The following is a 23,803-nucleotide window of genomic DNA, read 5'->3' as shown; positions in this document are numbered from 1 at the left end:
CTCTGTGCCAGGCACCGATATCAGGCCCCGGTCAGTCTCATACTCAGGCGCGCGCCCCGGGCTCCGCGAGCGCGCGCTCGGTGGCGGCCAGGGCACTCACGGCGGCGCGCGCGGTCTCGGCGCCGGGCGGCGTCGCGAGCGACACCCGGACCAGCCACCGGGTGACGATGCTGAGCCCACCCGCATCCTGCTGGACCCAGGGGGTGGCGACCGGAGCGGGCGCGCCGACGGTGATGGTCGCCAGACCGGGCAGCCCCCAGTCGGTGGCGCACCGGACGCCGGATCCCTCGAGCCGCACCAGCCGCAAGGTGCCGGGATCCTGGTCCAGCGCCACCGGGGCCATCTCGGCCAGGCCGCGCGCGATCCCGAACGCCGACTGCCGTGCCGCCTGCCGGTAGGACACCCCATGCCAGCCGTCGGCAGCCGGGCTCAGGACCTGGAGGGAGGTGCCGTCGTCGACGAGCCCGTGGGCACGGCACGCCGCCAGGAGGCAGACCACGATCTCGGCCGTGAGGTCGTCCTCGCCTCCGGCATCCCGTCGTGCGCCGCTGACGTCGAGGTCGACGTCGGCGACGAAACGCGGCCCGGCCGACGGCGCGGCCAGGAGCGTCGTCGCCGAGGCGGGGGCCGCCGCGGCACGCGACGGCTGCCACCCGGCGGGAGGCTGCTGGGGCTGGGCACTCGCGTGCGGTGCGCGCTGGGCCCTCATCGTGCGGGCACCTGGACGACGCGGCGCACGGCGTCGGTGATGACCGTCCGGTCGGGCAGCCACGCCTTCTCGAGCCCTGGTGAGTACGGCGCGGGCATCGCCACCGGCGCGACGCGCACGACCGGGGCGTCGAGGTGCCAGAAGCCCTCGTTCGCGGCGAGCGCCGCGATCTCCGCGCCGACCCCGAAGTCCTGGACGCCCTCGTGGGCCACCACGAGCCGCCGGGTCCGGCTCAGCGACTCCAGCACCGTCGCCCGGTCCAGGGGCGCGACCGTGCGCAGGTCCACGACCTCGACCTCGATCCCCTCCCCCGCCAGCTCGTCGGCCGCGGCGAGGGCCTCCTGCAGCATCCGGGAGTAGCTCACCACGGTGACGTCGCGCCCGGGTCGCGCGATCCGGGCCTTCCCGAGCGGGATCAGGTAGTCGGCCTGGGGACGCGGGCCCTTCAGGCCGTACTGCAGCCGGTTCTCCACGAAGACGACCGGGTTGGGGCTGCGAATCGCGGCTCGCAGCAGGCCGTAGGTCTCGGCCGGGTCGGAGGGCATCACCACGGTCAGGCCGGGGATGTGCGCCAGCATCGCCTCGAGGCTCTGCGAGTGCTGGCTCCCCGACGACCGCCCGGCACCGAACTGGGTCCGGACGACGAGGGGAATCGAGGCCTGGCCGCCGGTCATGAAGCGCAGCTTCGCCGCCTGGTTCATCAAGGCGTCCAGGCAGACGCCGATGAAGTCCATGTACATCACCTCGACGACCGGGCGCATCCCCGCCATGGCGGCGCCGACCCCGCCGCCCACGATCGCGGACTCCGAGATCGGGGTGTCGCGCACCCGGCCGGGGAAGCGGTCGGCGAGGCCGCGGAACAGCGCGAAGACGTTGCCTCCGCGGCCGACGTCGATGCCCGCGACATAGACGTCCGGGTCGTGCTCGAGCTCGTAGGTCACCGCCTCGCGCACGGCATCCATCATCCGGAACCGCTCGCCCGGCTCGGCGGGCACCTCCTCCGGCTCGTCGTCCTCGACCATCACGAAGTCGAGGAGGGCCTCGGGGTCCGGGAACGGCGAGGAACGCGCCTCCTCGATGGCGGCCCCGATCTGCGCGGTCACCTCACGGTCGATCTCGTCGGCCACCGAGACGTCCAGGCCGAGCTCGAGCATCCGGGCACGCGCCACGACGAGCGGATCGCGCTTCTTCCACTCGTCGAGCTCCGCGGCCTCGCGGTAGCTGATCGGGTCGCCCTCGTAGTGGCCGTGCCAGCGATAGGTGTCGGCCTCCACGAGCACCGGGCCGTCACCGGTGCGCAGCCCCGCGACCAGCCGGTGCATCAGCTCGGCGACCGCCACCACGTCGTTGCCGTCGACCGCCTCGTAGCGGATCCCGTAGCCGGCGGCCCGGGCGGCAAGCCCGGCGCGGTGCTGGTCCTCCTCACGGGAGAACTCCGAGTAGTGGTTGTTCTCGCAGAAGAAGACCACCGGCAGGTCCCACACCGCAGCCAGGTTGACCGCCTCGTGCCACATGCCCTGGGCGACGGCACCGTCGCCGAAGAAGCCCACGGCGACTTCGCCCCGGCCGCGCAGCTGGGCGGCGGTCGCGACGCCGGAGACGATGGGCAGGCCGGCGCCGACGATCCCGTTGGCCCCGAAGATGCCGACCCCCGGGTCGGCGATGTGCATCGACCCGCCGCGTCCTCGGCAGGTCCCGGCCTCGCGGCCCATCAGCTCCGCGAACATCGGCGCCAGGTCGAGGCCCTTGGCCAGGCAGTGCCCGTGGCCGCGGTGCGTGGACGTGATGCCGTCTCCGTCGCCGAGGTGCCAGCAGCCGCCGACCGCGGTCGCCTCCTGGCCGATCGACAGGTGCAGGAACCCGGGGATCTCGGTCGCGGCGTACAGCTTGGACGCGCTCTGCTCGAACTGCCGGATCCGGACCATCCGCCGGTACATCTCGGTCAGGTCCTCGGCCGTGACGGCGCCGGGAGCGGTGCGGCCTGCCTCGGTGGGCGTGGACACCATGTGATTCACCTTTGCTCAGTCTTCCTGGACCGTGGGCGCGTCGCGGAGCCGGCGCTTGACGACCTTGCCGGAGGCGGTGCGCGGCAGCTCGGGGACGATCGTGAGGTACTTGGGCACCTTGAACCTCGCCAGCCGGGTCCGGCAGAACTCCTGGATCTCCTCGGTCGACAGCGTGGCTCCCGCGCGGAGGACGACGAACGCGTGCGGCACCTCGCCCCATCGCTCGTCGGGGTGCGCGATCACCGCTGCCTCCACGATGTCGGGGTGCTCGTAGAGGGCCCGCTCGACCTCGGGGCTGGCGATGTTCTCGCCGCCGGAGACGATCATGTCCTTCTTGCGGTCCTCGATGTAGAGGAAGCCGTCCTCGTCGAGCCGGCCCAGGTCCCCGGTGCGGAACCAGCCGTCGACGAAGACGCCCTCGTTGACCTGGGGGTCGCCCCAGTAGCCGGAGAACACCTTGGGCCCGCGCAGGAGCACCTCGCCGACCGTGCCACAAGGCACGTCGCGTCCCTCGGCGTCCCCGATCCGCACCCGCTGGTGCGACAGCGGCTTGCCGACCGAGCCGAGCTTCCTGCGCATGGCCTCACGGGGCATGAAGGTGTCGCTGGACACGGTCTCGGTCAGGCCGTAGGCATCCGCGAACCAGACGCCGGGCAGCAGGTCGAGCATCTGCTTGAGCCGCGCCTCGGGCATCTTCTCCCCGCCCGACATGATGACCCGCAGGGACGTCAGGTCCGCGGTCGCGGTCCTCTCGTGCTGCAGGAGGGCGTTGACCATCGCGGGGGCCAGCCACACCGTGGTCGCGCGGTGCTGCTCGATCACCCGGACCAGCTCGGCGGTGTCGAATCGCGGCAGGAGGACCAGGCTGCCGCCGGCGTGCAGGGTCGCCAGCCCGCCCATGTCGAGCGCGCCCACGTGGTACAGCGGCCCCGGCACGGCGGTGACGTCCTCGAAGGTCAGGCCGAACTCGATCATCAGGCCGAGGTTCTTCCAGATCACATTGGCGTGACTGATGCGCACGCCCTTGGGGTACGAGGTGGTCCCCGAGGTGTACATCAGCCGCTGCAGCTCGCTGCCGGCCACGTCGACGACCTCGACCTGGGCCCCGGCATGCGCCGCGAGCAGCTCGTCGTAGGACGACCACCCGGGCTGGACGCCGTCGATGCTCACGGCCGCGGACAGGTCCGGCAGCTCGCCGAGCAGTGGGTCGAGGCGCCCCACCAGGTCGCCGTCGGCGATCACCGCGCGGGCCTGGCTGTGGCCCAGGATGTAGGTCCACTCGGCCGGTGCGAGCCGGGTGTTGAGGGGCAGGAACGCCGCCCCGACCCGGGTGATCGCGAACAGGGCCTCGATGAACTCGATGCGGTTGGACATCAGCAGGGCCACCCGGTCGCCGCGGCGCACCCCGAGGTCCACGAGGCCCTCGGCAAGGGCGTTCACGCGCGCCAGCAGGTCGGCGTTGGTCAGCGAGCCCCGGGCGTCGGTCAGCACCACCTTGTCCGGGCGCCGGTCCGCGTTGCGGTCCAGGATGGCTGCGAGGTTCTCCACGGATTTCTCCCTGCGTGACGAGAAGCGGTCGGGCCGGTCGCCTCAGCGACCCGCGCCCCCGGAGAGGACGATGCGGGCGATGACGTTGCGCTGGATCTCGCTGGTGCCCTCGCCGATCTCGAGGATCTTGGCGTCGGAGTAGAAGCGCGCGATGGTCGACTCGACCATCCAGCCGTACCCGCCATGGATCTGCACCCCCGCGCTCGAGACCCGGTTGGCGACCTCCGAGGCGAACAGCTTCGCCATCGCCGCCTCCTTGCGGTAGGGCAGCCCCTCGTCGGCGAGCCACGCGGCCCGGTAGACGAGCCAGCGCGCGGCCTCGACCTGGGTCGCCATGTCGGCGACCTTGTGGGCGATGGCCTGGTGCTCGCCGATCTTCCTGCCGAACTGCGAGCGGATGCCGGCGTAGTCCACGCCGAGCTCGAGGGCCGCCTGGCTCAACGAGAGCCCCAGCGACGCGACGCTGATCCGCCCGGGGTCCAGCGCACTGAGGAACTGCGTCAGGCCGGCCTCCGGGTCGCCGATCAGGTGGTCGGCGCCCACGAAGCAGTTCGCGAAGTAGAGCTCGCGGGTGTCCATCGCGTGCCAACCGAGCTTCTTGAGCGGCTCACCCATCTCGAAGCCGGGCGTGCCCTTGGGGACGAAGAAGGCCCCGAACTGCTTGCGCCCGTCCGCTCCGGTGCCGGTCTGGGCCAGGACGGTCACGCCGAGGCTCATGTCGGTGCCGGCGTTGCTGATGAAGATCTTGGCGCCGTCGATTACCCAGCCGTCCTCGGTCCGGGTCGCCCGGGTGGTGATGCCGGCGGCGTCGGAGCCGGCACCCGGCTCGGTGAGGCCGAACGCCGCGATGTTGCGGCCCTCGGCCAGCGGCCGCAGCCAGCGCTCCTTCTGCTCGTCGGTGCCGAACATGACCAGGGGCAGGGAGGCGATGGTCGAGTGCGCGTTCCACGCCGCGGCCACCGACTGGTCGGCCCGGCCGATCTCCTCCATCACCGCGACGTAGGTGACCATGCCGGCGTTCATGCCGCCCCACTCCTCGGGCACCAGCATCCCCATGAGGCCGAGCTCCCCGAGCTGCCGGAAGACCGACGTGGGGAACTCGCCGCGCTCCGACCAGCCGGCGGCGTGGGGCACGATCTCCTTCTCCGCGAAGTCGCGCACCATCTTCTTGAGGGCCACGATCTCGGGCTCGAGCGAGAAGTCCATCTCACGTCTCCTGGGGGTTCAGCAGCACCTTGATGTGCTGGTTGGGGGCTGACAGCTCCTCGAGCGTGGCGACGACGACGCTCAGCGGGCGCACGTCGGTCACGAGCGGCGAGGGGTCGAGCTGCCCGCTGGCCATCAGGTCGAGGACCCGGGGGATGTCGAAGTTGTAGCCGAGCGAGCCGAGCAGCGTCCGCTCGTACAGCACCAGCTGGCGCAGGTCGACCTTGAGCTCGGACGGCGAGATGCCGGCGACGGCCATCCGGCCGCCGCGCCGCAGGCTGCGCAGCCCGAGCTCGATGGCGACCGGCATCCCGGTGCCGTCGATCGCGGCGTCGGGGCCGATGCGTCCGGTGCGGGTGAAGACCTCTGTCCGGACGTCGTCCGTCGTCGGGTCGAAGACCTCGGTGGCGCCCATGGTCCGGGCGACCTCGGCGCGCGCCGGGTTGGGCTCGCTCACGAAGACCTGGCCCGCGCCGGAGAGCCGGGCACCCACGACCGCGGCGAGCCCGATCGGGCCGGCGCCCAGCACGAGCACGCTCTCGCCGGGCGTGATCTGCGCCCGTCGGGCGGCATGCAGGCCCACCGACAACGGCTCGGCCAGCGCCGCGTGCTCGTCGGAGACGCCGTCCGGGACCGGGTGGAGCTCGATCAGCGGGACCCGCACCAGGGGTGCCAGCCCGCCGTCGGCGGCCAGGCCGATCGAGCCACCCTTGGCGCACACGTGGTACTCGCCGCGCTGGCACCAGCGGCACACGCCGCAGCGCAGGCACGGGTCGGCCACGACCCGCGTGCCCACCTCGATGCCGGGGTGGGCACCGTCCATCGCGACCACGCGGCCGCTGAACTCGTGCCCGAGGGTGAGCGGCGGCGTGGCGCCGCTCAGCGGGTGGGCACCCGGCCGGATCATCACCGGGCCGTGGGCGTACTCGTGGACGTCGGTGCCGCACACTCCGCAGAAGGCGACCTCGACGATGGCCGTCCCGGGCAGGAGCTCGGGCTCGGCGACGTCCTCGAGGCGGACGTCGCGGGCCGCGTGCCAGCGGACTGCCTGCATGGCGGGGGCTCCTCTCGTGGATGGCTTCGGGGGTGGGGCTGGGGTGGGAGATCGTGCGTGGGCGCGCCGGTTCAGGGCGCGCCCGGGCCGGACCCACCCCCCGCGTGAGGGGTGGGTCCCGATGCCCGGGTCTGGCTAGACCGTCGCCACGGGGGTGAGCGGGCTGCCCTGGGTGCCGGGCAGGTTCAGCGGCGGCGCCGTGAGCAGGAACCGGCTGCGGTCGTTCTCGCGCAGCCAGCGCGCCAGGTTGCCGGTGTTCCACAGTTCGCCCAGGGGCACGCCGAGCCGGAACAGGCACAGGTTGTGGATCGGTAGGAGGCTGTGCGGCTCGGGACTCGAGGGCATGAAGCCCTCGACGGCGTAGTTGTCCGCGATCAGCGCGGAGATCTGGGACTCGGCGATCCACTCGAGCAGCGCGTCGTCCGAGGCGTCGAGGTGCGAGTACATCGCGCGGATCTTCACCGGGTCGGGCTTCTTGTCCCAGGCCAGGATCTGGTCCGCGAACCCGGTGTGGAGCACCAGCATGTCTCCAGGCTGGACGATCACCTTGTCGGCGGCCATGATCTCCTGGAGCATCGCGAGCGTCACCGGGGTGAAGGCGTCGCCGAGATGGTGGTGCAGGTCGACCAGCACGCCCCGACCCTGGACACCGTGCTCGGCCATGTGCTCCAGGCCAAGCCGCTTCGTCCACGAGGTGCTGCCGCTGCCGTCGCCGCGGGCGTCCTCCTTCGGGCCGATGATGTCCTCGTCGCCGCGGAAGCCGTTGTAGTACGTCGGACGCTCGACCCCGTCGCCCATGGCGTCGTACAGCTGGCCCTGGTGGGCCAGCGAGTCCCACTGGGTGGAGTACTGCAGGTACAAGGTGACGAGGTCGTCGGACCACACGTCGACGTAGGACGGGTCGAGCTCGTCGCGAGCGATGACGTTGTAGAAGTTGCCCTTCCGCTGGGCCATGTCCGTGATCGGGTGGACCTCCGGCGGGAATCGCCGGTCGTGCAGCGCGTTGCCCCCGGGGTAGTCCAGGGGCAAGCTGAGCGAGAACGTGATCCCGTGCTCGACCTCGCGGACCCCCTCCAGGACCTTCTGTGGGGTCAGTCGGTTGATGCTCCCCAGCTCGTCCTCGTCACCCCAGTCTCCCCAGGTCGACCGCTCTGGACGCTGCTCCCACCGCTTCGCCACGATTCCTCCTCGTTTGGCCCGACCGTCCACCTTGACGGCCGACCTCAGGGTATGATCCTTGTACCGATCGGTCAATGCTATTGACTCCCACTTCTTGGAGGATCCATGACGGCTGTCCGAAGCGACATCAGCACCGAGGGCATCCACGCAACCATCGCCGCGTACGCCCGGCACCTGGATGCCCACCAGCCCGACGAGCTGGTCGCGCTCTTCTGCCCCGACGGGGTCTCCGAGATCGTCGGGATGGCTCGCTTCGTCGGCCGCGACGAGCTCCGGGCCGGCTACGGCGGGATGACGCCTGCCGGCCCGCAGCTCCACCTGGTGGGCAACACGGTGGTCGAGCGGACCGGCCCCGATACGGCCCGGGCCAACTCCGACCTGGCGCTGTTCTCGCGCTCCGAGGACGGCTGGGGCGTCAGCCTGACCGGCCACTACGCCGACGTCCTCCACCACGACGGCGAGGCCTGGCGGTTTCACGAGCGAGTGCTCACCCTCCAGATGTGAGGCGGGCGGCGCCCCCAGTTCAGTCGGGGCGCCGCAGCTCGTCGAGCAACGCCCGGCCCGCGAGCAGGCCGGGGCTGACCTCGTCGGCCTCCGCGGGTGAGGCGATGCCGTCGAGGAAGACGTGGCAGTAGAAGCCAGCCAGGCCCTCGACCTCGAGGTCGCGGCGACCGCCGACCCACTGGTAGGTGTAGTTGTGCAGGTTCAAGAACGCAAACGTCGCCAGCTGCGGGTCACTGACGGTCCATAGACCGTGGGCGGCCCCCTGCGCGATCACACCCTGGACGCAACCCTCGAACTCCTGGCGTTTCTCGCGGAACTGCGCACGCCGCTCCCCCTCGAGCTGGTGGTACTCGTGCAGGAAGACCCAGACGTGGTCCTTCTTGTGGATCACCTGCCACAGCAGCGACTCCGACAGCAGTCGCAGCCGGGTCCGCAGGTCGACGTCGAGTGCCGCGACCGCCTCCGCCTCCCTCAGGAGCGGGTCCATGACCCGGTCGTGGATCTCGGCGAGCAGGGCGTCCTTGGAGCCGATGTAGTAGTACAGCGCACCGCGAGCCAGACCGGCGGCGTCGCCGATGTCCGCGACGCCGGTGCTCGCATAGCCGTTGCGAGAGAAGAGCTCCACGGCCACGTCGATGACCCGCTCGCGCCGGTCGTAGTACTTACGAGACTTGACACGTTCCTTCTTGACCGGCAAAGCGCCTGTCGTTCCCATCACACCGTCCTTCAAACGTGGGCCCAGTGCCCCCGGCAGCGTACCTCCCGAGCGCCGGAATTAGGGTCAGCGGGATGCGCCTGACTGGTCCGGCGTGACGCGCTCCATCTGAGCGGCGTCGGGGGTCCGGTGCGACATGTAGTGCCCGGCCCAGTCCATGATGTCACCCGGGACGTAGTAGCCGGTCTCGTCATTGACGGCGTCCCAGTTGGCAGCCACATCGGCGACCGCGGGCGTCGTCCCGGGCTCGTTGAGGTACCCCTGGGTCACCCCGACGAACAGCCGGGCGGTCCGGCCCGCCCCGCCGACGTACGTCTCGCCACTGACCTGGCAGGCCTCGTGCGCCAGGTAGGCGACCAGCGGCGCTACGAGCTCGGGCTCCATGCCCGGCACCTCGGGGACGTCGTCGGCAGAGCCGCCCTCTTCGCGCGATCCGAGCCGGGTCATCGCGTTCGGGGCGACCACGTTGATCTTGATGTCGTGCTGGCCCGCCGAGACGGTCATGCTCTTGGCCATGCCGATCATCGAGGCCTTCGCGATGGCGTAGCCCAGGTTGTCCGGGAGTCCGAACATCCCGGTCGAGCCGGTGAGCACGACCCGGCCGTAGCCCTGCTCCAGGAAGTGCGGCCAGGCCGCCTTGACGGTGTTGAAAGATCCCTTGACGTGCACGTCCAGGTGCCGCTCGATGTTGCCGAGGTCGGCGTCGGGCAGCGCACCCCAGACGATGTTGCCGGCGTTGTTGACCACGATGTCGATACGGCCGTACTCGGCGACCGCCTGGTCGATGATGGCCTTGGCACTATCGGGGTCGGAGACGTCGTTGCCGTTGGCCACGGCGGAGCCGCCCGCGGCGACGATCTCGGCCACCACGCTCTCGGCCGGGCCCAGGTCGCTGCCCGAGCCGTCCCTCCCGCCACCGAGGTCGTTGACCACTATCTTGGCGCCGAGCGCGCCGAGCAGGACGGCGTAGGCGCGGCCGATGCCGCGGCCGGCACCGGTGACGACGGCGACACGGCCGTCAAAGCTGAAGGTATCCATGGACTTCTCCTTGATTGCGAGACACGGGACTGGGAATAGCAGGCGCGGTCGACCACACGAGCGGGGGGAGGCTACTTCTGGCCTTCGTTGGGACTGAGCTTGGTCGCGACGCGATGATTCGTCTCGCCGCCCTGGTCGAGCCAGGCGCGCCGGTCGAAGGTCGCGTTGCTGTCGCGGCGTCGCCGTACACCGCACCGCAGACCAGGGCCGGTTCAATCCTGACCGACCCCAGGGCCTTCACGACGGCGAGGAGGGCGGCCCCCCACGAGAACGCGAGGTCGGCCACGAGACGGCGTCGGGTGCGATTCACAGTGGTCCTTGAGGAGGGTGATGGGCCGCCACGCGTGAGCCTGGCGGCGCTTTGATGCGACGGTAGAGACATTTGTACAGATTGGTCAATACTAGATCTGGTCAAGGCGGCCTGCCGTCGATCAAACCCCTCTAGCCCCTAATCTGCGGATCGGCGTCGTGGCTGCGCGCTCGCCCGCGCTCGACTCCGGCGACGAGCCGCGCACTTTGTGGCGAGGGACCTCACCCGGGTGCATTGCGGCGACCCGCTTCTCGGGCATCACGGAGCTCTCGTGCCGAGCCCGTCGTCGGCGCCACACCTCCCCACACGGAGAGCTGCGTGCCGAGCACCTGCTGCGGCCAGACGTGGGGTGGGGCCTTGGACACGTCGCTTCTCCTAGGGGTGCCTGCAGATGGGCGGTCCGATCGTGAATCGAGGCGCGATGCTGTCGGTTGAGGTACGCGGGCCGGGAACCACAGAACGGCGCAGCGCCATTCGACGCTGACACTGGGCGGGGATCGGTGACGATCGCGTCCCTCCGCGCGGAGGCGCGCGCGGATGCTCACGCCATGGGCACGCATGTGCTCCTCCGGCCAGGTCGAGGTCGGTCAACGTGAGGGAGAGCGAGTGATAGACGTTCGTGCGACCGTCCGCGCGACCAGATCGTGGTGCGCCGCGGTGCCGGCGCCAGGTACCGCGAACTCATCGACCCGTCGCCAGCGCGACGTAGGAGCACGAGGCGCCGAGCACCTCATCGCACCTCGTACATCAGCTGCCGCCGAGCACTCCGACGAATAGGCGCAGCGCCCGCTCCGGCGTGCCGGTGAGCACGACGTGCTGGGCACAACGGTCGAGACCAAGGTACGATTCCTCGACCGGCGGGAGGGCCCATCCCGTTGCGACCCGCGGATCTCCGGGAGCCCGCCACCGGTGCCACTCCGGGCGCCGCGCGTCCAGCACGAAGCGGATCTGCATCGACCCCGACTTATAGTTATAGCGACGCGGGCCAGCCAGGCGCGGACCCCGCCCAGCCTGCGGCCCGCGCGCCGCGGGCAGCGCCCCGCCGGAGCTAATCCGTCGCCGACTGGCCCGCGTCCGCGCGAACCAGTGAAATCGCCTGGGTCGGGCACGCTTCGATGGCCGCCCTAATCTCCGCCTCGGGGTCGCCCTGGGGATCGATCACGATGGCGACGGTGCTGTCGTCCTGGTCGAAGGTGCCCGGCGCGTACCAGCAGCACTGCGCGGAGCCCATGCACAAGCCACGGTCGATCCGGATCTCCCGGGAGTCGTCGGTTGGCACTGCTCTTCCTTCCTTTGATGCTCAGGGCCGGTCGCCGCGCGGGCGGTGGGAGGCTCAGGCCTTGGGCGTGAGCTCCAAGAAGAGCTTGGTCAGGCCGCGGAACATGTAGGTGGGCATGTAGTCGAAGCGACGGTTCCCCTCGGGGCCATGGTCGGCCTCCGAGATCCGGATGTCATCCGTGCGGTCGAAGAGCCGCTCGATGGTGATCCGGACCTCCGAGCGGGCCAATGGAGCGCCGGGGCAGGTGTGGACACCGTGCCCGAAGGCCAGGTGATTCCGAGCGTTCGCCCGGTCGAGCAGGAACTCCCCCGGAGACTCGAACCGGCGGGCATCGCGGTTGGCGCCGCTGTTGAGGAGCATCACCGGAGTCCCGGCAGGGAGGTCGACCCCAGCCAGCTGCGTGGTCTTGAGCGTCAGCCGAAACTCGCCCTTGATGGGCCCCTCGAACCGGAGGGTCTCCTCGATGTACTTGGGGATCAGCTCGCGCTTCTCACGCAACAGCGTCTGCAGGTCGCCGTCCTCGGCGATCCGCTTGAGCGCCGTGCCCAGCAGGCGGACCGTCGTCTCTTGGCCCGCAGAGAACAGATTGGAGGCGATCCGGGCGCAGTCGATGAGCTCGGGCGTGGAGCCGTCAGGGAACGTGGCGTTCGCCATCCCGCTGAGGACGTCGCCGCGGGGTTCGCGGCGGCGGTCCTCGATCGCCTCGATGAAGTAATCGTAGAGCGCCGCGAGGCCGCCGTGGCTCGAGCCATCCTCCTCGCCGGAGGTCCCCACCCCCACGCCGGGTACCCGGTCGATGCTGAAACCGTTCTTCCGAAGCAGGAGCTGGTGATCCTCCTCGGGAACGCCGAGGAGATCGGCGACGACGAGCAGTGCGTATGGGTGGGCGTACTGCGTCATCAGCTCGAACCGGTCCAGAGGCAGCACGACGTCAAGCTGGCGATCGGTGAGTCGCCAGATGAACTCCTCGTTCTCCTTCAACCGCTTGGGGGTGATCAGGCCCATCAGGATGGCGCGGTGCGCGGTGTGCTTGGGGGGGTCGAAGGCGACGATCTGGTCGCCCATCGGCAGGTCGTCGCGATACTGGGCGACGATGTCGGTGATGTCGTCCCCGGTGAGCTCTACCGGGAACGGCGGCACCGGACCGGAGACGATCGTGCTCGAGGAGAACGTCGCGGGATCGCGGAGCACCTCCATCGCCTCCTGGTGACCGGCGACGAGAGCCACCCCGTGCGTGGGCTCGCGCCACACAGGACGGTTGGCCGCGAGGTACTCCAAAAGCGGGTACGGATCGAGGGCGAGCTGGGGGTCGTTGAAGAAGTCGACATTATTGAGGTCGGTCACGCCGGTGCTCCAGTCTCTGTGCTGCGAACGAAATCAGGTGGATGATGGCCAGCCTGGCGGGCGTCGCGGGTCGGCGACGGCCGGAGATGGGTGACGATGGGCCCGCAGGCCCCGCGGGCCGGATCTGCGGGTGGCTCGGCCGGACCACGGGCGCTCATCGAGCGTCGAGGGGGAAGCCCTCCATGCCCGGATCGAGCTGCAGTCCGAAGACGTTGAAGGCCATCGCCAGCATGTCGTAGGCGCCGATGGTGAAGACGATGTCCATCAGCTGCTGACGGTCGAAGTGACCCTCGAGCGCGGCCCAGGTGGCGTCCGAGACGTAGCGCTCGGCGACGATCTCGTCCACCGCGCGCAGCAGCGCCGCCTCGACGGGCTCCCAGACCGGTGAATCTGGCCCCTCGGAGATCGCGTCGATCTCGCGGTCGCTGAGCCCCACGGCCTTGCCCATGCGCACATGTTGGGCCCACTCGTACTCCCCATCGCGCACCCAGGAGACCCGCACCGTGACCAGCTCCCGGACCCGGTCGGTCAGGGTTGAGGCGAACAGGTGGTTGTTGAAACCCAAGAACGCCTTCGTGAGCGCCGGGTGCCAGGTGAAGATGCCCAGGATGTTGGCGACCGGGCGCGGCTCCTGCGGCGCCTGCGGGGCCGGCTCGTCCCGAGGCGGGGCACTGGCATTCTTCGGCGGCGCCAGCACGGACAGGGCTTCACCCACCTCCGAGTCCCAATCGGACCGATCCCGGGGCGGGATGCGTACGGGGTAGGGCGATGAGGTCATGTCCATCCTAAATATACTGATCGGTCTGAACCAAACTGTGGTGGACCTCACGTGAGGTTGTCAAGGAGCACGCCGCGCCCCGCGCAAGCCGCCGCGGGGTCGACGCGACCCCGCGGCCGGCTGCGCTGTTGGGCCCTGGGAGCCGATCACCAGCCAACGAACGAGCCTCCGTTGACACTGATGGTCTGTCCAGTCACGTACGACGCCCCGTCCGAGCACAGGAACGTGCACGCGGCGGCGATGTCGTCGCCGGTGCCGAGGCGCCCGACCGGGATGTTGCGGGTCAAGGCCTCCTTGCTGCCCAACGCCCCCCCGGACTGCTGCTGCTCAACCATCGGAGTCCAGATGGCGGACGGCGCGATGTTGTTGACCGTGATTCCCTGCGGCGCCAGCTCCAGGGCGAGCGTCTTCCCAAACGCGATGACGCCGCCCTTCGAGGCGGCGTAGTGCGTCATCGTCGGGGCACCGCGCTGGGCGCTGGAGGAGGAGATGAGCACGACTCGGCCCCATCCAGCCTCGATCATGCCGGGGACCACCGTCTGCACGCAGTTGAAGGTGCCAGTCAAGTTGACGGCCATCACCTGGTTCCACGACGCCAGGCTGATCCCGACGAAGGGCTCCGAGCGCGCGACACCGGCGCTGGTCACCACGATGCCGACCGTGCCGAGGTCGCTCTGGGTCTGCTTGACGGCGTCCTCGACCTGTTCCCGGTCGCTGACGTCGACGACACACGCGATGGCCTTCCCGCCAGACTCTCGGATTGCGTCTGCCGCCTCCTGCGCCTTCGCCTGGTCGAGGTCGACGACCGCGACGGCGTGCCCCTCCCTGGCCAGGTGCTCGCAGATCGAGAGCCCCATTCCCGAGGCCCCTCCGGTTACGAACGCAACACGCTCCATGGCTCGCCCATTCCCCTCCGGCCTCACGGCCTGACAACTATTAACCGCGCCGAAACGCGCGTCTGGGGATTCTTCAAGGAATTGTATCGACGTGTCAACTAATTTGGGCGCGGCCCACCCAGCAGGAACGTCGGTTGACAACCACCCCATTCGTATCGAATATTCGACCAACTGGTCAATAAAAGATTGAGGGAGCTGGGAAGCCGTGCCGCACCTGACCATTCGCGTTGGTGAGGGCAGCGTCCGTGAGTACGACGTGGCCGAGGGCACCTCGATCATGGAGGTCGCCGTGCGCGACGGCGTCCCCGGCATCGTCGCACTGGTGCGGGGGGCCCTCACCTGCGCCACCTGCCACGTGTACGTGGACGAGGACTATCTCGACGCAGTGGGCGAGGTCGACAGCGACGAGGACGAGATGCTGCACGACGCAGTCGAGCGCCGCGCAAGCAGCCGATTGTCGTGCCAGATCGAGATGAGCGACGCCTTGAACGGCCTGACGGTCGAGATCGGCCCGAGCTCGTGAGAGCTTCGTGACCTCGGAACCGACTGCCGGCGTCCTGATCGTCGGCGGCGGCCAAGCCGCAGTCCAGTTGGCGATCTCGCTTCGCCACCTCGGCGCCGACGAGCCGATCACGATCCTTAGCGAGGAGCAGCGCCCGCCGTACCAGCGTCCCCCGCTCTCGAAGGCCTACCTCCTAGGCGCCGTCAACTCCGAGTCGCTGGAGTTCCGCTCGGAGGAGTTCTACGCACGCGAACGGATCGCGGTGCGCACCGAGCACCGGGTACTCGACGTACGGCTGCCGGCGGACGGCGAGCCAGGGGTGGCGACGTGCGACAACGGCACGACGCTCGAGTTCAGCCGGCTCGCCCTCGCGACGGGGTCGCGGCCGCGCCGCCTGACCGTGCCGGGCGCGGAGCTGGACGGGGTCTGCTATTTGCGTGATCTCGCCGACGCGACTGAACTCAAGGAGCGCATGCAGGACGCCGAGCGCGTGCTCGTCGTCGGCGGCGGCTTCATCGGCCTCGAGGCCGCAGCGGTCGCCCGTTCGCGCGGCAAGGACGTGACCGTCGTCGAAGCAAGCGACCGGCTCGTCGGCCGCGTCGTCTCCCCGCTCGTGTCCGACTTCTATCGCGAGGCACACGAGCGCCGCGGCACCCGCCTGCTGCTGGGCGCTTCGATCGAGAGGATCGAGGGTCGAGCGGGACGGGTCGCGGCCGCCCACCTGGACGGCGGCGAGCGCGTCGCTATCGAGCTCATTGTCGTCGGCATCGGGGTCGAGCCCCGGGTTGAGCTCGCCCGACAGCTGGGGCTCGAGGTCGACAACGGCATCGTGGTCGACGAGTTCGCGCGGACCAGCGACCCCCGGGTCGTCGCCGTGGGGGATTGTGCAGCGACGCCACACCCCTCGGCCGACGGACTGGTTCGGCTGGAGTCCGTCGGACACGCCGTCGACCACGCCAAGTGCGCCGCCGCCGCCCTGACCGGTGCGCCGGTGAGCTACGACGCGGTGCCGTGGTTCTGGTCCGACCAGGACACGCTGAAGCTGCAGATCGCAGGGCTCTCCGGAGGCTTCGACCAGACGGTCCTGCGCGGCGACCCCGGCGAGGAGCGGTTCTCGGTCTTCTACTTCCGCGACCAAAGGCTGATCGCGGTGAACTCCATCAACTCGCCTCGGGACTACATGGCGGTCCGACGCGCCCTCACGACCGGGCACCGGATCACGCCCGAGGCCGCCGCGGACGCCGACAATCCGCTGCGGCCGGCGCCTGCGGATCTCTGAGGCCGCAAGGAACGCATCCACCGGTGCCGATTTCCCGGCGACGTCGGCGGCATCCGCGGGTGGGATTTTTGGTGTTAGGTGTTGACCGATCAATACATACCCCCTAGCGTCGCCATCAGCGGCTGTGTGGTGGCAATCACAGGGTGCGATAGGGACAGATCGGGCTCACAGGAAGGCACTGTCAGTGACACACGCGCACCGCGGAGACCGTAGGTCCTCCTAACGCGGAGGCCGGCTCGGGCCGGCGTGGATTCCCCCGTGCCGTCTAGCGACGGCGGTGCGCCCCAGGAGGGCCCCGCCTCGTGAGCGGCGCATCTGACGCCCGAGGCGCCGGCGGCACCCACAGGTCCGCCGTCTCCGATCCAGCAACGACCCCCTCATCCTTGGGGCCTCTCGACGGGCTCACCTCGAGTCCCCGTCCGGCTGGGCCCATCCCCGCCCAGGTTCCCCACACGACATGCAGCAGACGAGCCAGCCCACTGGAGCGTTCGCACCACCGACACCACTCTCTGAGGAGCGAGATGACCACGGACACCGGCCGAGACCGCCTGGCCGCACCACGAGCTCGGATTCAAGCTGAGCGACTGGAGGCTCAAGGGAGGCGCCTACGAGAGCGACACGCTGGGCTCCGTCTCGGTGGACTCCCGTGCGATGCGGCTGGCACCAGTCTCCTCGGGCACGGACCCGTCCAGCGCCTGGCTCCCACTCCAGACGGGCGGCGACCCGGCGCGACGCGTTGGGCTGGGCGATGACCGCGCAGACGGTGACCAAGCCCAGCGCCGCTCCGGCGCCGTCGGCCGGCGCGCAGACCCCCAAGCGGCGCCGCCTGGTGTGGAGCTCTATGGCGAAGCGGGTGATCCGCGCCCTTCTGGTGATCTTCCTCGTGACGATCGCGTCGCTGAGTCTGCTCGACCTGGCTCCGGGCTCGGCGGCGGACGCGATGCTCGGCGAGGACGCCACTCCCGAAACGGTCGCGGCTCTCAACGCCGAGCTCGGCCTCGACGATCCGCTGTGGCAGCGGTACGGCGACTGGCTCGGCGGGGCCGTACAGGGCGACCTGGGGACCTCCCCCATCAGCAGGGTGCCAGTGAGCGAGGCGATCGTGGACCGCCTGCCGGTCACCTTGGAGATCGCTGTGCTCGCCCTGCTCATGGCGCTGGTGCTCTCGGTGATCCTCGCGGTTGCCGCTGCCTCGCTGCCGGGCAGTCTCCTGGACCGCGGCATCGCGGGCATCACCTCGGTACTCCTCGCCGTCCCCGCCTTTGTGGCCGGACCGATCCTGATCTACTTCCTGGCGGTGCAATCGGGATACTTCCCGGTCTCGGGGTGGACCCAGCTAGGTGACGGCCTGGGGGAGAATCTGCGCGGCGCCTTCCTGCCGGCGTTCGCGGTGGCCCTCACCGAGATCGCGGTCTTCACCCGGCTGCTGCAGTCCGACCTGGTCGGGACCCTGCGTGAGGACTACGTGGCCGCCGCCCGCGCCAAGGGCATGACCCGAGCCTACGTGATGTTCCGGCACGCTCTTCGTCCCTCGTCGTTCTCGCTCATCACCGTGGCGGGCATCAGCCTCGGGCGTCTCATCGGCGGCACGGTCGTCGTCGAGACCCTGTTCGGGCTCCCGGGGCTCGGGCAGCTCGTCTCGACGGCGATCTTCGGCCGCGACATCATCACCGTCCAGGGGATCGTCGTCTTCGTCGCCGTGGTCTATGTGGGCGCCAACACCCTGGTCGACATCAGCTACGGGTTGCTAGACCCGCGGGTCCGGAAGGCGGAACGAGGATGACTACCTTCACCACGTCGACAGCCGAGAGCGACGTCACTCCGGTGCCGGTCGCGTTACCGGTGGTACCGGCGCCCAAGCGCAAGAGGTCGGCGATCGTCTACTCGTGCTATGCCTGGCTGGGGGTTCTTCTCTGCGCAGCGCTCCTCGCGGGGGTGCTCCCGGTCGCGGGCTACTCCGAGCCGGTCGACACCTCGAGGCTGCGGCCCGGCCTCGGCTCCATTGACCTGCTGCTGGGGACCGACAGCTTCGGTCGCTCGATCCTCGCGCGGTGCATCCACGGAGCGCAGGTCTCACTGCTCATCGGCCTGATGGCGGCCACGGCCGGCCTCGTGGTCGGCACCACGCTGGGCCTGCTGGGCGGCTACCTGGGTCGCCGGACCGACTGGGTGATCAGCCTGCTCACCGACGCCATGCTGGCTTTCCCGCCCCTGATCCTGCTGCTGGCCCTGGCCTCCATCCTGACCCCGAGCATCACCACGATCACGGCTGGCCTGACGCTGCTCACGATTCCGACGTTCGTGCGGCTGGCGCGCGCCCAGACGATCGCTTGGTCGTCTCGCGAGTTCGTGCGAGCCGCCAAGAACATGGGGGCCAGCAACACCCGGATCCTCATCAAGGAGATCCTGCCCAACGTCCTGCCGGCGCTCGGCGCGTTCTTCCCGATCGTCGCAGCGGCGCTCATCGTCGCGGAGGGCTCCCTCAGCTTCCTCGGCTTCGGCATCCCCTCGCCCCGTCCCAGCTGGGGCGGGATGATCAACGACGGGCGCAGCTCGATCGCCACCGACCCGCACCTGGTCTTCGTACCGGCTGCCGTGATCTTCCTGACCGTCTTCGCTCTCAACCAGGTGGGCGACCACCTGCGGCAGCGGTTCGACCGCACCATGCACGACTGATCGACGACGGCAACGTCGTTGCCTTCGAGCTGAAGTTCTCCATCCCGAGGAAAGGTTCAACATGTCCGTGAGAAAACTCGCCCGCGCGACCGCAGCCGCTCTGGCCTGCGGCCTCGTTCTGAGCGCATGCGGCGGCAGCGGCAGCGGCGGCGGCGGCGGCGGCTCGGCCGACGGCCCCAGCGGAGAGCCCGTCCAGGGCGGCACCGCGACGGTCATCCAGCCCGCCGACCCGCGGAGCCTCGATCCCGTCGTGCTCCATAACAACGTGAGCGGCCAGTCGATCCTGGGCAACGCCCTGTACGGCCAGCTCATCCTCAACGACCTCGAGACGAACGAGACCGTGCCCCGCATGGCCGAGTCGCTGGAGACCTCGGACAACGGCCTGACGTGGACGCTGAAGCTGCGAGACGGGATCACGTACTCCGACGGCACCCCGATGAAGTCCGAGGACATCAAGTTCAACTGGGAGCACATGGGCGACCCCGCAGTCGCGTCGGGCTACCTGACCGATTCGCTGACCATCACCGCCGTCGAGGTCGTCGACGACCTGACCGTCGACATCACCCTGGTCTCCCCCGACGCGCAGTTCCCCGCGCTGATCCGGGAGACGGCTCTCAACTGGATCGGCAAGCCCGCGACGATCAAGGCAGGTCAGGCCGAGGTCGATGCCAACCCGATCGGAGCCGGGCCGTTCGTCCTGGCGGAGTGGCGGCGCCAGGACGTCATCAAGCTGGTCCGCAACGAGAACTACTACGACGCCCCGAGGCCCTACCTCGACGCGATCGACATCCGCACGATCACTGACCCCGAGCAGCGGATCAACAACCTGATCAGCGGCGGCGCGGACCTGACCACGGAAAGCTCGTGGCTCAACCTCGACAAGGCCCAGAACGAGGGTCTGCAGATGCTGAACCACCAGGAGGGCGGCGGCGTCGGCCTGGTCCTCAACACCCGGCGCCCCCCGTTCGACGACGTGCGGGCGCGGGCTGCTCTGTCGGCGGCGATCGACCTTGAGCTTGTCGACGACGCCGTCAACAACGGCACTGGGCAGGTTCCCACCCATCTGTTCACCGAGGACTCGCCGTTCTTCGAGGACATCCCGATCCACGAGCACAACCCCGACGAGGCCCGGAAGCTGTTCGACGAGCTGGAGGCCGAGGGCAAGCCGGTGAAGTTCACCATCATCGCGTTCAGCCCCGCATCGCAGGTCCTCATCTCGAGCATCCAGACCCAGCTGAGCGCCTACGACAACGTGACCGTGGAGTCGGAGACGATCGACATGGCCCAGTACGCAACGCTCGCCCGCGACCACGACTACGACGTCATCATGAGCTCCATGGGTGAGAATCGCTTTTGGATGACTCTCTTCAGCAAGTCCCAGAGAAACCACAGCGGGATCAACGACCCGGAGCTCGACAAGGCGCTGACGGACGCTCGGACCGCGACGACCGACGAGGACCGGCGGGCGCACTACCGCATCGTCCAGGAGCGGTTCGCAGAGCTGAAGCCGATGATCATGTACACCCGGGCCGCCATGGGTGTTATCGCCAACTCCAAGGTCGGCGGACTCCAGCAGTACGGCTTCGGCTCGCTGCTCCCCGACACCCTGTGGATCGAGGAGTGACCGGCGTCCAGCCCGAGCGCGGGGCGGGTCAGGAGGTGATCAGCGACGCGCCCCTGCTTCGGGTTCGCAACCTTCATGCTCACATCGGCTCCGTCCGCGGGGTGGTGCGTGCGGTGGACGGCGTCAGTCTCGACGTCGGCCGCTCGCAGGCCCTCGGCGTCGTCGGCGAGTCCGGATCCGGCAAGTCCGTGATGGCCCGCGCCATCATGGGCCTGATGCCACCCCGCTCGGGGCGGTCGGGGGAGGTCCTCTTCCAGGGGCGGGACCTGCTGACCCTCGGTCGCAAGGAGCTGGAGGAGGTCTGGGGCAAGCAGATCGCGATGGTCTTCCAGGACCCCGGCCGGTCCCTGAACCCGGTCGTGCGCGTGGAGCGCCAGCTCACCGAAGGGATGCGTCGCCATCTCGGGGTGAGCAAGTCCGAGGCCCACGGTCGGGCCCTCGACCTCCTCAAGGAGGTCGGCGTGCCCGACCCGGAGCGCCGGCTGCGCAACTACCCGCACGAGCTGTCCGGCGGGATGCGTCAGCGGGTGATGATCGCGACCGCGCTGGCGTGCGAGCCGGATCTCCTCATCGCCGACGAGCCGACCACCGCGCTCGACGTCACCATCCAGCGCCAGATCCTCGATCTGCTCCGCCGGGTCCAGGTGGAGCGAGGCATGTCGCTGATGCTGATCAGCCATGACCTGGCAGTGGTGGCCGGACGCACCGACCGGGTCTCGGTCATGTACGCGGGCAAGCTCGCCGAGATCGGCTCGACCCGGCAGGTCTTCGACGCACCCCAGCACCGCTACACGCACGCGCTGCTGGGGGCGACGCCGACCATCGACCATCAGCGGCACACCCCGCTGCGGTTGATCTCCGGCTCGTTGCCGCCTCCGACGAACCTGCCCCCCGGGTGCCGGTTCGCCCCTCGGTGCGAGTACGCGCTGGATGCCTGCACCGATCCGGGACCGGTCATGGAGTCCGTCGGCAGCGACCACGACGTGGCCTGCCTCAACCGCGCGTCCTCGGACGCCTCATCGATGGTGGGTGATCTCGTTGGCCGGTAGCGGAACCGCCCATCTTCGAGGTGAAGGCACGCTCCTGCGGGTCGAGGACCTCGAAGTCGAATACCACACCAAGGGAGGCTCGTTCAAGGCCGTCGCCGGCATCAGCTTCGATGTCGAGCAGGGCGAGACGCTCGGCATCGTCGGTGAGTCGGGGTGCGGGAAGTCCACCACCGGTCGGGCCGTGCTGCGTCTCGACCCGATCGCCGGCGGGCGGATCCGCTACGGCGAGGACTGGATCGAGGCCATCCCCGAGAAGCGGATGCGCAAGCTGCGCCGCGACATGCAGATGATCTTCCAGGACCCGGTCGCCTCGCTGAACCCGCGGCGCTCGGTCAAGGAGATCGTCGTCGAGGGGATGACGATCGAGGGGGAACCCGAGTCCGCTCGCACCAAGATGTCCGAGGACATGCTGGCGCAGGTCGGTCTGGCCGACGAGCGCTTCCCGGCCATGCTGCCGCGCCAGCTGTCCGGGGGGCAGGCGCAGCGAGTCGCGATCGCTCGCGCGCTCGCACTGAGTCCGCGGCTGCTGATCTGCGACGAGCCGGTCTCCGCCCTGGACGTGTCGGTGCAGGCGCAGATCCTCAACCTGCTCGAGGAGCTGAAGCAGGAGTTCAACCTGACGATCGTCTTCATCGCCCACGACCTCGGCGTGGTGCGGACCGTCAGCGACAACGTCCTGGTGATGTACCTCGGGAAGGTCTGCGAGTACGGCGACTCCGTGGAGGTCTACGACAACCCGGCCCACCCGTACACGCGGGCGCTGCTGGACTCGGTGCCGCTCACCGATCCCGACAAGGGCTTCGCGGGGCCGGCGCTGAAGGGCGACATGCCCTCGCCACTCAGCCCGCCCGAGGGCTGCAGGTTCCAGTCGCGGTGCCCGAAGGCGCAGGACCTCTGCGTGCAGGAGGAGCCGGTGGTCCGCGAGGTCCGACCCGGCCAGTACGTCGCCTGCCACTTCCCTCTCGAGGTAGGCGAGGAGTCCGCGGCGGCGGAGTAGTCGCGTCTCGGACGACCCATCGGCGGCGGGCCCGGGTCCTCGACCGCCGGGCGGCGCTGGCCGTCCACACCGGCGCCCGCAGCACCCGGCGACCCCGCAAGCCGCCGCCGCAGCACCGGGCGGCGGAGATGCCGTCGATGGCGCCCGTCGCTGCGGGTAGGCCCGCTCCGCCGCGGGTAGACCACACTTCGCGCTCTCACGAATTGGAGCAGCCACGCCGGAGTATCCGCGCCCCCGGGCAACGCGCGCTCGTGCTGCCCTCACATCCGCGAAGAGCCCCGAGCGCCGACTCAGTCAGACACGGCCCGGGGGCTGAGTTCGTCGAGTCCAGTGATGACTGACAAAATGACTAGCGTCAGTGGACGCTCTCAGCACGAATGTGCACATGGCACGCCCCAGTAGCTCAGCGGATAGAGCAGCCGCCTCCTAAGCGAAAGGTCGCAGGTTCGACTCCTGCCTGGGGCACCAGAGCGTCGTTGTACGAACCAGCGACGTTTCCGGTTTGAACCGTCCCGTTTCCGCCTGCTGTCTGGCGGGCGAGGGCGGTGGCCGGGACTTCGGGGTTGAACAGGGTGCCGAAGGGCACTCCAGGTTCGGCGTCGATGGCGTCGTCGTCGGTGACGGTGAGCGGTCGAAGAAGGACTTGGTTGGCGATGCGGCGTAGTGAGTCGTCGATGCTCACGTAGATCGCGTGGGCGTTGCCTGCCAGGGCTAGGCAGTCATCGAGGTGGGCGCGGGCTTGGTCGTAGTCGATCTCGCTGGCCTCGGTGCGTGAGTCGAGGAACGCGATCTGACGCGCGATGCGGTCCTGCTCGGTCTTGAGCAGGTCCAGTGGCACGGCCCCTCGTTAGTGGGCCTGGAGCAGCTTGGCGCGCTCGTCGTAGAGGCGGTCGCGTTCGACGACCTGCGCCTTGCGTTCGGTCTGACACTCCCGAGATGCGGGAGCTGAGTGAGGCTGTACCTCAGTCGACCCCATCGACGATCAGGGACTGGGGCTCGGTGAACTTCCGGATGCCGTCGCGGGCGCCCTCGCGCCCCAGGCCGCTCTGTGACCGCGCCGAAACCCGCCGAAGCGCACTGAAGGAGCGAGACCATGCCGCGGTTGACCCC

Annotated in this window: 20 protein-coding genes and 1 tRNA gene; 9 read left to right on the top strand and 12 right to left on the bottom strand. The window is 69.6% G+C overall.

Features of this window, described 5'->3' with window-relative positions; genetic code table 11:
- Nucleotides 1-43: 43 nt before the first annotated feature.
- From LRP67_RS06125 to LRP67_RS06100, 6 genes are all read right to left on the bottom strand, one after another.
- Entirely contained in the window at nucleotides 44-709 is a 666-nt protein-coding gene (locus tag LRP67_RS06125; RefSeq protein ID WP_231269305.1) for a hypothetical protein, read from the bottom strand.
- Nucleotides 706-2,715 carry a pyruvate dehydrogenase complex E1 component subunit beta gene (locus LRP67_RS06120; RefSeq protein ID WP_231269304.1) on the bottom strand — a complete coding sequence of 670 codons (2,010 nt, stop codon included), beginning with the start codon at nucleotides 2,713-2,715 and terminating at the stop codon, nucleotides 706-708. Before LRP67_RS06120 ends, LRP67_RS06125 begins: the two co-directional genes overlap by 4 nt.
- Before the next feature lie 15 nt (nucleotides 2,716-2,730).
- Nucleotides 2,731-4,263, bottom strand: coding sequence for a long-chain fatty acid--CoA ligase (locus LRP67_RS06115; protein WP_231269303.1), 1,533 nt, complete (start codon nucleotides 4,261-4,263; stop codon nucleotides 2,731-2,733).
- Between the two features lie 42 nt (nucleotides 4,264-4,305).
- Nucleotides 4,306-5,469 (bottom strand): acyl-CoA dehydrogenase family protein, encoded by a 1,164-nt coding sequence (locus LRP67_RS06110; RefSeq protein WP_231269302.1) that lies wholly within the window; start codon nucleotides 5,467-5,469, stop codon nucleotides 4,306-4,308.
- Nucleotide 5,470: 1 nt separating this feature from the next.
- Nucleotides 5,471-6,523: a zinc-binding dehydrogenase gene (locus LRP67_RS06105; protein WP_231269301.1), complete on the bottom strand. Its 1,053-nt coding sequence runs from the start codon at nucleotides 6,521-6,523 to the stop codon at nucleotides 5,471-5,473.
- A gap of 135 nt (nucleotides 6,524-6,658) precedes the next feature.
- Nucleotides 6,659-7,702, bottom strand: a complete 1,044-nt coding sequence (locus LRP67_RS06100; RefSeq protein WP_231269300.1) for a cyclase family protein — start codon at nucleotides 7,700-7,702, stop codon at nucleotides 6,659-6,661.
- A gap of 105 nt (nucleotides 7,703-7,807) precedes the next feature.
- On the opposite strand from LRP67_RS06100, the gene LRP67_RS06095 reads away from it, so the two are divergent.
- On the top strand, nucleotides 7,808-8,206 hold the full coding sequence (locus tag LRP67_RS06095) for a nuclear transport factor 2 family protein (RefSeq protein WP_231269299.1): 399 nt from the start codon (nucleotides 7,808-7,810) through the stop codon (nucleotides 8,204-8,206).
- 19 nt (nucleotides 8,207-8,225) lie between these two features.
- On the opposite strand, the gene LRP67_RS06090 is transcribed toward LRP67_RS06095, so the two are convergent.
- The 6 genes from LRP67_RS06090 to LRP67_RS06065 all read right to left on the bottom strand — a co-directional run bounded on the left by LRP67_RS06090 (nucleotide 8,226) and on the right by LRP67_RS06065 (nucleotide 14,593).
- Complete coding sequence (locus LRP67_RS06090) at nucleotides 8,226-8,921, bottom strand: TetR/AcrR family transcriptional regulator (protein ID WP_231269298.1); 696 nt, start codon at nucleotides 8,919-8,921, stop codon at nucleotides 8,226-8,228.
- Nucleotides 8,922-8,987: 66 nt separating this feature from the next.
- The gene (locus LRP67_RS06085) at nucleotides 8,988-9,959 is read right to left on the bottom strand and encodes an SDR family NAD(P)-dependent oxidoreductase (RefSeq protein WP_231269297.1); all 972 of its coding nucleotides are present in this window, start codon (nucleotides 9,957-9,959) and stop codon (nucleotides 8,988-8,990) included.
- 1,358 nt (nucleotides 9,960-11,317) lie between these two features.
- Nucleotides 11,318-11,548: a ferredoxin gene (locus LRP67_RS06080; protein WP_231269296.1), complete on the bottom strand. Its 231-nt coding sequence runs from the start codon at nucleotides 11,546-11,548 to the stop codon at nucleotides 11,318-11,320.
- 54 nt (nucleotides 11,549-11,602) lie between these two features.
- Nucleotides 11,603-12,892 (bottom strand): cytochrome P450, encoded by a 1,290-nt coding sequence (locus LRP67_RS21785; RefSeq protein ID WP_231269295.1) that lies wholly within the window; start codon nucleotides 12,890-12,892, stop codon nucleotides 11,603-11,605.
- A gap of 154 nt (nucleotides 12,893-13,046) precedes the next feature.
- Nucleotides 13,047-13,607, bottom strand: a complete 561-nt coding sequence (locus LRP67_RS06070) for a carboxymuconolactone decarboxylase family protein (protein WP_231269294.1) — start codon at nucleotides 13,605-13,607, stop codon at nucleotides 13,047-13,049.
- 209 nt (nucleotides 13,608-13,816) lie between these two features.
- Complete coding sequence (locus LRP67_RS06065; protein ID WP_231269293.1) at nucleotides 13,817-14,593, bottom strand: SDR family NAD(P)-dependent oxidoreductase; 777 nt, start codon at nucleotides 14,591-14,593, stop codon at nucleotides 13,817-13,819.
- 178 nt (nucleotides 14,594-14,771) lie between these two features.
- Between LRP67_RS06065 and LRP67_RS06060 the strand changes: the two genes are divergently transcribed.
- The 8 genes from LRP67_RS06060 to LRP67_RS06025 all read left to right on the top strand — a co-directional run bounded on the left by LRP67_RS06060 (nucleotide 14,772) and on the right by LRP67_RS06025 (nucleotide 23,161).
- Nucleotides 14,772-15,089: a 2Fe-2S iron-sulfur cluster-binding protein gene (locus LRP67_RS06060; protein WP_308189701.1), complete on the top strand. Its 318-nt coding sequence runs from the start codon at nucleotides 14,772-14,774 to the stop codon at nucleotides 15,087-15,089.
- A gap of 7 nt (nucleotides 15,090-15,096) precedes the next feature.
- The gene (locus LRP67_RS06055; RefSeq protein WP_231269291.1) at nucleotides 15,097-16,347 is read left to right on the top strand and encodes an FAD-dependent oxidoreductase; all 1,251 of its coding nucleotides are present in this window, start codon (nucleotides 15,097-15,099) and stop codon (nucleotides 16,345-16,347) included.
- 748 nt (nucleotides 16,348-17,095) lie between these two features.
- Complete coding sequence (locus LRP67_RS06050; protein ID WP_231269290.1) at nucleotides 17,096-18,130, top strand: ABC transporter permease; 1,035 nt, start codon at nucleotides 17,096-17,098, stop codon at nucleotides 18,128-18,130.
- Nucleotides 18,127-19,023 carry an ABC transporter permease gene (locus LRP67_RS06045; protein WP_231269289.1) on the top strand — a complete coding sequence of 299 codons (897 nt, stop codon included), beginning with the start codon at nucleotides 18,127-18,129 and terminating at the stop codon, nucleotides 19,021-19,023. The genes LRP67_RS06050 and LRP67_RS06045 overlap by 4 nt, the downstream gene beginning before the upstream one ends.
- Nucleotides 19,024-19,084: 61 nt before the next feature.
- The gene (locus LRP67_RS06040) at nucleotides 19,085-20,647 is read left to right on the top strand and encodes an ABC transporter substrate-binding protein (RefSeq protein ID WP_231269288.1); all 1,563 of its coding nucleotides are present in this window, start codon (nucleotides 19,085-19,087) and stop codon (nucleotides 20,645-20,647) included.
- A complete protein-coding gene (locus LRP67_RS06035) occupies nucleotides 20,644-21,696 on the top strand; it encodes an ABC transporter ATP-binding protein (protein WP_231269287.1) in 1,053 nt (350 codons plus the stop codon). The genes LRP67_RS06040 and LRP67_RS06035 overlap by 4 nt, the downstream gene beginning before the upstream one ends.
- Nucleotides 21,686-22,693 carry an ABC transporter ATP-binding protein gene (locus LRP67_RS06030; protein WP_231269286.1) on the top strand — a complete coding sequence of 336 codons (1,008 nt, stop codon included), beginning with the start codon at nucleotides 21,686-21,688 and terminating at the stop codon, nucleotides 22,691-22,693. Before LRP67_RS06035 ends, LRP67_RS06030 begins: the two co-directional genes overlap by 11 nt.
- 392 nt (nucleotides 22,694-23,085) lie before the next feature.
- A tRNA-Arg gene (locus LRP67_RS06025) sits at nucleotides 23,086-23,161 on the top strand.
- Nucleotides 23,162-23,803: the final 642 nt, after the last annotated feature.

The organism is Nocardioides sp. cx-169, assembly GCF_021083605.1.
Taxonomy (GTDB): domain Bacteria; phylum Actinomycetota; class Actinomycetes; order Propionibacteriales; family Nocardioidaceae; genus Nocardioides.
The sequence above is the reverse complement of the archived record's forward strand: the minus strand, read 5'-3'. Positions and strand labels throughout refer to the sequence as shown.